This window comes from Streptomyces prasinopilosus (assembly GCF_001419695.1).
In the GTDB taxonomy this organism is placed as follows: Bacteria; Actinomycetota; Actinomycetes; order Streptomycetales; family Streptomycetaceae; genus Streptomyces; species Streptomyces prasinopilosus.
Map to the genome: position 1 here is coordinate 1 of NZ_LIRG01000398.1, position 8,625 is coordinate 8,625.

Below are 8,625 nucleotides of genomic sequence, written 5' to 3' on the forward strand. Positions count from 1 at the left end.
GATGTGCGTCGGCGGCGGCCAGGGCATGGCCATGGTCATCGAGCGCCTCAGCTGACCACCCGGTCCGGCCGCCGCCGACGCACATCGTCTCCAGGCCGAACTGCTTGTCGTGGAACTGGAGGGAGTTGATGAGCGTGGTGGTGATGCGGGCGCCGGTCATGCCGAAGGGGTGGCCGACGGCGATCGCGCCGCCGTTGACGTTCAGCTTCTCCAGCGGGAGGCCGAGCTCGCGGTAGGAGGGGATGACCTGCGCGGCGAACGCCTCGTTGATCTCGGCCAGGTCGATGTCGTCGATGGTGAGACCGGCGCGGCGCAGCGCCTGCCGGGACGCCTCGACCGGGCCGAGGCCCATGATCTCCGGGGAGAGGCCGGAGACGCCGGTGGAGACGATCCGGGCGAGCGGGGTCAGGCCCAGCTCGCGGGCCTTGGTGTCGCTCATGATGACGAGGGCGGCGGCGCCGTCGTTGAGCGGGCAGCAGTTTCCGGCGGTGACCAGGCCGTCGGGGCGGAAGACGGGCTTGAGGTCGGAGACGCCCTCCAGGGTGACGCCCGCGCGCGGGCCGTCGTCCTTGCTCATGACCGTGCCGTCGGGCAGCGTCACCGGGGTGATCTCGCGCTCCCAGAAGCCGTTCTTGATGGCTTCCTCGGCGAGGTTCTGCGAGCGGACGCCGAACTCGTCCATGTCCTGGCGGGTGACGCCCTTCAGCCGCGCCAGGTTCTCGGCGGTCTGGCCCATCGCGATGTAGGCGTCCGGGACGAGGCCGTCCTCGCGCGGGTCGTGCCAGGTGGTGCCCTCCTGCTCCGCGACGGCGGCGGTGCGGGCCTCGGCCTCGGCGAAGAACGGGTTGCGGGTGTCGGGCAGGCTGTCGGAGTTGCCCTTCGTGAACCGGGAGACCGTCTCGACGCCGGCCGAGATGAAGACGTCGCCCTCGCCGGCCTTGATGGCGTGCAGTGCCATGCGGGAGGTCTGCAGGGACGAGGAGCAGTAGCGGGTGACGGTGCAGCCGGGGAGGTGGTCCATCCCCATCTGCACGGCGACGACGCGGCCGAGGTTGTTGCCCTGCTCGCCGCCGGGGAGGCCGCAGCCGAGCATCAGGTCGTCGATGTCCTCGGGGTTCAGCTCGGGGACCTTGGCGAGGGCGGCCTGGATGATCGAGGCGGTCAGGTCGTCCGGGCGCACGTCCTTCAGGGAACCCTTGAAGGCGCGGCCGATGGGGGAACGGGCGGCAGAGACGATCACGGCTTCGGGCATTACGGCTCCTGAGGGAAGGGGCGGCGCGCAGCGCCTCGTCGGAGGCTGGTGGCCGGGCGGCGGGAGGGCGCACCGGGTGGTCGGACAGGGCTGCTTGGGAAGTTACCCGGACGTAGTGGCGGGGTCACGGGGCGCGCGGTGTGACACTGGCCGCATCTTACTAAGCGCTTGCTTGGGTGTGGGAGGTGTCGGACTCCGCGGCCTGCGGCTCCGCCTCCCGCACCCGGCGGCGCTTGCGGCGCTTGAGGAGGGCCCAGGGCCCCCTCGTGCCCGTGGGCATGGCCGCGGTGACCTCGGTGCCCGCCTCCGAGGCGGCCTCGGCCGCGGCCCGGGCGACGGGGAGGAAGCCCTCGCGGCGCGCGGCGTCGGGCCGCTCGTCCCGGGCCGGCCACAGGCCGAGGACGACGCAGACCGTCGGCAGGACCGCCATGGCCGCCGTGGCGTACCCCTCGGCGGAGGGGTGGTAGCTGTCGGGCCCGAAGAGCTCGCGGGGGTTCGCGGCGAACTCGGGGCCGAGCAGGTCGCCCAGCGACACCGTGCGCCCGCCCTGCTCGACCGTGCCGATCGTCTGGGCCGCCGCCAGTTGCCGGGAGACCCGCCGGGCCAGCCAGCGCAGGGGCTGCCGGACCGGCTCGATCGTGCCCAGGTCGGGACAGGTGCCCACGACGACCTCCGCGCCCGCCGTGCGCAGCCGGCGCACCGCCGCGGACAGGTGGCGGACGGAGAGCGAGGGCGGCACGCGGTGCGTGACGTCGTTCGCGCCGATCATGATCACGCAGATGTCGGGCACCCGGGACGGGTCCGCGAGCGCCCGCGTCACCTGGCGGTCCAGGTCGTCGGAGCAGGCCCCGGGCACCGCCACCGTGCTCAGCCCCACCGGCCGCTCCGCGACCGCCGAGAGCCCCGAGGCCAGCAGCGCGCCCGGGGTCTGGCCGGCCCGGTGCACGCCCTGGCCCGCGGCCGTGGAGTCGCCGAGCATCGTCAGCCGCAGCGCCGGTTCGCCGGGCACCGTGTAGGCGGCGCCGTACAGGCCGTCCGCGGTCGGCACGTACGGGCTCCTGCCGTTGCCCACGCGGCGTCGCGCCAGCCGGATCTCGGCCAGCAGCAGCCCGACGCCGGCGGCACCGGCCAGACCGATACCGCCCCCGCCGTACGCGGCACCGGCCGCGATCCGCCGGGCCACCCTCGCCCTCGACATCCTCGTCATGCCTCGCCGCCACCTCCTCGGAGCCGTACGGCGCCGCCGCCTCGCGGCCGCACACCGGTACGACCCCACAACCGTACGCACGGCCGCACAGCCGTACACCCAGTGCTTGCCCCGTACGGACCGTGATCCAATCTTCGCGGTGAGTGAACGGGGCGGGCGGTGCGGCGCCGGAGGCCGGGCTCCGGGCCGGCGCCCGGAGCAGGCTCTACGCTGGCAGCACTACGTCAACCACATCTTTTGCAGCATCCGGAGACAACGGTGCAATTCCACGACTCGATGATCAGCCTCGTCGGCAACACCCCGCTCGTGAGGCTCAACCACGTCACCCACGGCATCGGGGCGACCGTCCTGGCCAAGGTGGAGTACTTCAACCCCGGCGGTTCCGTGAAGGACCGCATCGCCCTGCGCATGATCGAGGCGGCGGAGAAGAGCGGAGAGCTGCGGCCGGGCGGCACCATCGTCGAGCCGACCAGCGGCAACACCGGCGTCGGCCTGGCCATCGTGGCCCAGCAGAAGGGGTACAAGTGCATCTTCGTGTGCCCCGACAAGGTCTCCCTGGACAAGATCAACGTGCTGCGGGCGTACGGCGCCGAAGTGGTCGTCTGCCCGACCGCGGTGGACCCCGAGCACCCCGACTCGTACTACAACGTCTCCGACCGGCTGGTCCGTGAGACGCCGGGGGCCTGGAAGCCGGACCAGTACTCCAACCCCAACAACCCGCTCAGCCACTACGAGTCCACCGGCCCGGAACTGTGGGAGCAGACCGAGGGGAAGATCACCCACTTCGTGACCGGCGTCGGCACCGGCGGCACCATCTCCGGCACCGGCCGCTACCTCAAGGACGTCAGCGACGGCCGGGTCCGGGTCATCGGCGCCGACCCCGAGGGTTCCGTCTACTCCGGCGGCTCCGGGCGGCCCTACCTGGTGGAGGGCGTCGGCGAGGACTTCTGGCCGACCGCCTACGACCGGACCGTCGCGGACGAGATCGTCCCCGTGTCCGACAAGGACTCCTTCCAGATGACCCGGCGCCTCGCCAAGGAGGAGGGCCTGCTCGTCGGCGGCTCGTGCGGCATGGCCGTGGTCGCGGCGCTGCGGGTGGCCGAGCGGCTCAGCGAGGACGACGTCGTCGTGGTGCTGCTCCCGGACAGCGGACGCGGCTACCTCAGCAAGATCTTCAACGACGAGTGGATGGCCGACTACGGCTTCCTCGAGGACGCCGGCCCCAGCGCGCGCGTCGGCGCCGTCCTCGACCACAAGGAGGGCGGTCACATGCCGTCCCTCGTGCACATGCACCCCGACGAGACGGTCGGGCAGGCCATCGAGGTGCTGCGCGAGTACGGCGTGTCGCAGATGCCGGTCGTCAAGCCGGGCGCCGGCCACCCGGACGTGATGGCCGCCGAGGTCGTCGGCTCGGTGGTGGAGCGGGAACTGCTGGACGCGCTGTTCAGCGAGAAGGCCTCGCTCGACGACCCGCTGGAGAAGCACATGTCCGCCCCGCTGCCGCAGGTCGGCTCCGGCGAGCCGGTCGCGGACCTGATGGCCGTGCTGGGCGGGGCCGACGCGGCGATCGTCCTGGTCGAGGGCAAGCCGACCGGTGTCGTCAGCCGCCAGGACCTGCTCTCCTTCCTCGCCAAGGGCGGCAGCTGACCGGAGGAGACCGGCCCGCGGGAAGCGGCGGGCGGCCGACGCCCGCCGGCGGTGGGTGAACCGGCCGGGAGGGGCGGGAGCGGCGCCGAGCCGTGACGTGATCTTCGTGGACCGTGATCTTCGTGGACTTCGCGGAAGTGGTACGCGGGTGTCACGTGCGCGCAGCACTCGCTTAACACCGGTCCGGCAGATTGATCCGTGCCGGCGGGGCAGGGAGCGGCTCCCCTTCCCGGCCGGCGGGGAACGGCGTCACAGGACCTCCGGAGCGGCTCCCGGACCTCCATGGACGCCAGACGCGCAGCCCGGCCCGGCCGGCCCGCGTCGCCACGCGGGGACCACCGTCGTCCCGCCCCCCGGCAACGGGGGTGCGGTGGTCCCCGCGTCGATCCCGCCCGGTCTCCCGGACCCGGTCTCCCACGCCCGGTCCTCCGTGCCCGGTCCTCCGTGCCTGCTCCTTCGTGCGCGGTCCCCCGTGCCCCGGTCCTCCGTGCCCGGCCCCCGCGCTCAGTCCTCCCAGGCGTCGTCCTGCCGCCGCCCGCGGCGGCCGGACAGGCCCGGGTTGACGCGGACCGCCTGGACCACGTTCACGCCGACGATGCCCGCCCAGGCGGCCAGCAGGCCGGGCAGCTGGGCCACGCCGCCGCCGATGGCGGACAGCGGTACCGCCAGGACCAGGGAGACGATCCCGAAGCCGAAGCGCTCGCCCCAGGTGTCCGTGGCCTTCGGCGACCGGGAGTCCCGGGCCACCGTCATCTGCTGCTCGGCGAGCTGCCGGCGCACCCGGCGCTCCACCGCTTTGTCGATGCGCTGGTCGACCTTCTCCAGGAACGAGTCGACCAGCGCGGACTCGTACTCGTCGCCCAGTTCCCCGCGGGCCCGCAGGGTGGCGTCGAGCTCTTTCCTCAGGTCGGTGTCCCGCGCGTCCATTCCGGTCATGCGGACCACGGTAGGCAGCCCGGCCGGCCGTGACACTGGGGATAGCCCCCTTCTCCGCCGGGGGGCCGCCCGGTCCCGGTCGTACGCGCCCCGGGTTCGCCTGTATAACGGCATGCAGGAAGCACGGCGGGTGAATAAGCCAGGTGGACGGCCCGGGTGGACGGCTCGGGTGGACAGCCGGGTGACCGGGTCGAGGGGGAATCACGTCATGAGCGTCGCCGAGGGGCCTGCCGCGCGCCTGCAGGCGCTGTTCGAGGGGCACCGGCTGACACCGACGCAGCGGCGCATCGCGCACAGCATGGTGCGGCGCGCGGCCGACGTGCCGTTCCTGTCCAGCGTGGAACTGGCCGAGCTGGCCGGGGTCAGCCAGCCCTCCGTGACCCGGTTCGCGGTCGCCCTCGGCTTCGACGGCTACCCCGCCCTGCGGCGGCACCTGCGCGAGGTCGTGCCCTCCGGGCCGGCGGCGCCGGACGCCGGGTCGTACAACGAGTACCAGCAGGCCGTCGAGGCCGAGATCGAGAACCTGCGGCACCTGGCCGAGGCGCTCGCCGACCCGGAACCCGTGCGGCGGGCGGGGCGGATCCTCGCGGACAGCCGGCCGCTGCCCGTGCTCGGGCTGCGCGCGGCGGCGGCACAGGCCCACGGCTTCGCCTACTTCGCCGCCAAGGTCCACCCCGACGTACGGCTGCTCAACGAGGGCGGCAGCATGCTCCACGACCGCATCGACGCGGCCGCCGCGGCCGGTGCCGGAGCCCTGCTCTGCTTCGCGCTGCCCCGGCACCCCCGGGAGACCCTCGACGCCCTCACCCGCGCCAGGGAGGCGGGGCTGACCGTGGTCACCGTCGCCGACTCCGCCTTCGCGCCGGTCGCCAAGGTCTCCGACCTGCTGCTGCCCGCCGCCGTGGGCACCGGACTCGCCTTCGACACGGCGTGCGCGCCGATGCTGCTGGGCCGGGTCCTGCTGGAGGCGATGTGCGACGGCCTGCCCGGGGCCCAGGCCCGCCTGGAGGAGTTCGACGCGAAGGCGGCGGCGCGCGGCCTGTTCGTGGAATGACGCCGGGACCCGGGACGGCGGGGCGGGGCGCCGTGCGTTGCCCGGTATCTCAGATTTCTCTCACCTCGAGTCACTACTCTGCGCCCCGGACCCTACGGACGCTCCACTGACGTGGGACGGGAGGCTGGACGTGATGCGCGCAGGACGCGGAGGACAGGGGCTGGCTCGGGTGGCCGTGGTCGTACGGGCCGGGGCCGCGCCGCTGGGGTGGCTGGGGGTGGTCGCGGCGGGCGTCGGCGTGCTGGTGCCGGGGCTGACCGGCCGCCGGATCGGTGTGACGGCGGGTGCCGCGTTGTTCCTGGTGGCCCTCGCCGTGGTGGCGTACGCACGGCGCGGGCGGTACCGCGAGCTGGCCCGGACGGTGGTGCGGGCGGGCCGGCACGACGTGCTCCAGGACCGGGCGGTCAGCCTGCGCGTCTGGCGCCGCCGGCACCGCTGGTGGCTGCTGCTCGCCTTCCTGGCCGCCGTGGGCAGCGCGTTCGCGGTTCCCGCGGCGGGCGGCCTGCTGCTCGCCGGGTGCGGCGCGGGCCTGTGGCTGAAGGCGTCCTGGATCGGCCGCCTGGAGGAGGACGGACAAGCCCTGCTGTGGGTCCGCGTCGACTGGCTGAGCGGCGGTGCGAGCAGCCCGGCCGGCAAGGCGGTCAAGGGCTACCGCACCACCGGCATCGCGGCGGGCGACGCGACCCCGGGTGGCGCCCGCCGCCGGGCCTCGGCCCTGACCTGACCCGGTCCGGCCCGGTCTGCCCTGATCCGGTCCGACCCGGCCTGATCCGGTCCGGCCCGGTCCGGTCCGGCGGGGCTCGCCCGGTCCGGCCCGGCGGGGCCTGACCGGGCCCGACGAGGGGCGGGCCCGACGCGGTTCGGCCCGGGCCGTGGTGGGCCGGGCGGAACGGGGCGGAGGGCGGAGCGGGACCGGTCGAGGGGCCGGGCCGAGCCGTGTCGAAGCACGTCGGGCCGGGCCGGGCCGAATCGGCCCGGCCCGTGGCGGGCCGTGGGGTGCCGTGCCGGGCCGATCGGGTCCGATCGGTCACGGGAGCAGGGCGTCGGCGTGGGCGCCGCCCGACTCGGCCACGAGTTCCCCGGTGGTCTGGGCCGGGCGCACCAGCGCGAAGGAGACCCCCTCGCCCGTGCCGTCCGCACGGTCCGCGGTGAAGCCGTGGACGGCGGGGCGGGGGAGCGAGTTGTACCCGTAGTGGTGGGCGAAGGCGTACGCGCCGGTGTCCAGCACCGCCACGTGGTCGTCCTGCTCCAGCAGCGGCAGCGGGATCCCGCGGGCGAGCAGGTCGCCCGCGAAGCAGGCCGGCCCCGCCACGTCCTGCGTCACCGCCGGTCCCGTCTTGGGCCGGCCCGCGGCGTCGTACGCGGCGATCCTCAGCGGCCACGCGGCCGGCGCGTACACCGTGCGCGTCGCCACCTGCACGCCCGCGTGCGTCACCGCGACCGCCCGGCCGCCGGCGCTCTTGGCGTACTCCACCCGGGTGACGACCGTGCCGTGCTTCGCCAGCAGCGACCGCCCGAACTCGGTGACCAGCCCGTACCTCCCGTCGAACAGTCCGGGCACCGTCTCCTTCAGCAGCCGCGCGTACCGCGCGTACGTCGGCTCCACCGCGTCGGAGGTGAAGTCGACCGGCAGCCCGCCGCCGATGTCGACGGTGTCGACCTGCTGCCGGCCCGCGCGCCGGTTGATCTCCTCGGCCAGCGCGTACGTCTCCGCCACCCCCCTCGCCATCAGGGGCAGGGCGATGCCCTGGGAGCCGGTGTGCGTGTGCAGCCGGGTCAGCCACGGCCGGTCGAGGTACGCCCGCACGACCCACTCCCGCGCCCCCTCGTCGCGCAGCGCCACACCGAACTTCGAGGTCGCCGTGGCGGTGGACAGCGCCTCGATGGTGCCCCCGCCGACCTGCGGGTTCACCCGGATGCCGACGGGGGAGCGGAGGCCGCCCGAGCCCGGGGGGGAGCCGGCCGCCAGGGCGTCGATGCGCGCCAGCTCCTGCGGGTTGTCCGCGTTGACGGCGATGCCCAGGGCCAGTGCCTCCCGCAGTTCGGCCGGGGTCTTGGCGGGCGAGTCCAGCACCGTCCGTTCCGGCGGCACTCCCGCCGCCCGCGCCAGCGCCAGCTCGCCGGGGCTGGCGACCTCGGCCCCGATGCCCTCCGTGTGCAGCAGCCGCAGCACCGGCACCAGCGGGGTCGCCTTCACCGCGAAGGCGTGCAGCACCGGGGTGCCGGCCGGGGTCACCGCCGCGAAGGCGTCCCACAGCCCGGCCGCCGACTCCCGGACGCCCGTGACGTCGAGCAGCGCCACCAGGGGGCTGCCGGGGCCGAGCAGCCCCTGTGCCACGGCGGCCCGCACCGCCGCGTCCCGCCGGGCCGCCCGCTCCGCTCCCGCCGCCCGGCCGTCGTCCTCGCCGCGACCCGTGTCCCGGGTCCTTCCGTCCTCTTCCGTTCCCGTGCTCATGCCCTGCCGGTACCCAGGCCGGGGCCCCCGTCCCCGCCCGGGTGCCGTCCGGTTCCCCGCGCCGGCCCGGCCGC

Annotated in this window: 7 protein-coding genes; 3 read left to right on the plus strand and 4 right to left on the minus strand. The window is 74.8% G+C overall.

All coding sequences use genetic code 11. From position 1 onward, the window contains the following. Nucleotides 1-1,252, minus strand: a 1,252-nt coding sequence (locus tag AOK18_RS17425) for an acetyl-CoA C-acetyltransferase (protein ID WP_240503216.1), incomplete at its 3' end; no start/stop codon positions are given. Nucleotides 1,253-1,412: 160 nt separating this feature from the next. Then, a complete protein-coding gene (locus AOK18_RS17430) occupies nucleotides 1,413-2,459 on the minus strand; it encodes an SGNH/GDSL hydrolase family protein (RefSeq protein ID WP_079105062.1) in 1,047 nt (348 codons plus the stop codon). Between the two features lie 258 nt (nucleotides 2,460-2,717). On the opposite strand from AOK18_RS17430, the gene AOK18_RS17435 reads away from it, so the two are divergent. Continuing rightward, nucleotides 2,718-4,106, plus strand: a complete 1,389-nt coding sequence (locus AOK18_RS17435) for a cystathionine beta-synthase (protein ID WP_055570745.1) — start codon at nucleotides 2,718-2,720, stop codon at nucleotides 4,104-4,106. A gap of 504 nt (nucleotides 4,107-4,610) precedes the next feature. Here the strand turns inward: AOK18_RS17435 and AOK18_RS17440 are convergent. Beyond that, a complete protein-coding gene (locus AOK18_RS17440) occupies nucleotides 4,611-5,042 on the minus strand; it encodes a hypothetical protein (protein ID WP_074994537.1) in 432 nt (143 codons plus the stop codon). Between the two features lie 208 nt (nucleotides 5,043-5,250). Here AOK18_RS17440 and AOK18_RS17445 point away from each other — a divergent pair, with 208 nt between their 5' ends. Both AOK18_RS17445 and AOK18_RS17450 read left to right on the plus strand, forming a co-directional pair. Then, entirely contained in the window at nucleotides 5,251-6,096 is an 846-nt protein-coding gene (locus tag AOK18_RS17445; RefSeq protein ID WP_055573042.1) for a MurR/RpiR family transcriptional regulator, read from the plus strand. Nucleotides 6,097-6,229: 133 nt separating this feature from the next. Then, entirely contained in the window at nucleotides 6,230-6,820 is a 591-nt protein-coding gene (locus tag AOK18_RS17450) for a hypothetical protein (protein ID WP_055694981.1), read from the plus strand. Nucleotides 6,821-7,123: 303 nt separating this feature from the next. On the opposite strand, the gene AOK18_RS17455 is transcribed toward AOK18_RS17450, so the two are convergent. Beyond that, nucleotides 7,124-8,551 carry a type III PLP-dependent enzyme domain-containing protein gene (locus AOK18_RS17455; RefSeq protein ID WP_055694982.1) on the minus strand — a complete coding sequence of 476 codons (1,428 nt, stop codon included), beginning with the start codon at nucleotides 8,549-8,551 and terminating at the stop codon, nucleotides 7,124-7,126. Nucleotides 8,552-8,625 lie beyond the last annotated feature (74 nt).

Bases quoted from the DNA above. Each gene is read 5' to 3' on its own strand.
- AOK18_RS17430 (WP_079105062.1), bottom strand. From the start codon at position 2,459: ATGACGAGGATGTCGAGGGCGAGGGTGGCCCGGCGGATCGCGGCCGGT.
- AOK18_RS17440 (WP_074994537.1), bottom strand. From the start codon at position 5,042: ATGACCGGAATGGACGCGCGGGACACCGACCTGAGGAAAGAGCTCGAC.
- AOK18_RS17445 (WP_055573042.1), top strand. From the start codon at position 5,251: ATGAGCGTCGCCGAGGGGCCTGCCGCGCGCCTGCAGGCGCTGTTCGAG.
- AOK18_RS17450 (WP_055694981.1), top strand. From the start codon at position 6,230: ATGCGCGCAGGACGCGGAGGACAGGGGCTGGCTCGGGTGGCCGTGGTC.
- AOK18_RS17455 (WP_055694982.1), bottom strand. From the start codon at position 8,551: ATGAGCACGGGAACGGAAGAGGACGGAAGGACCCGGGACACGGGTCGC.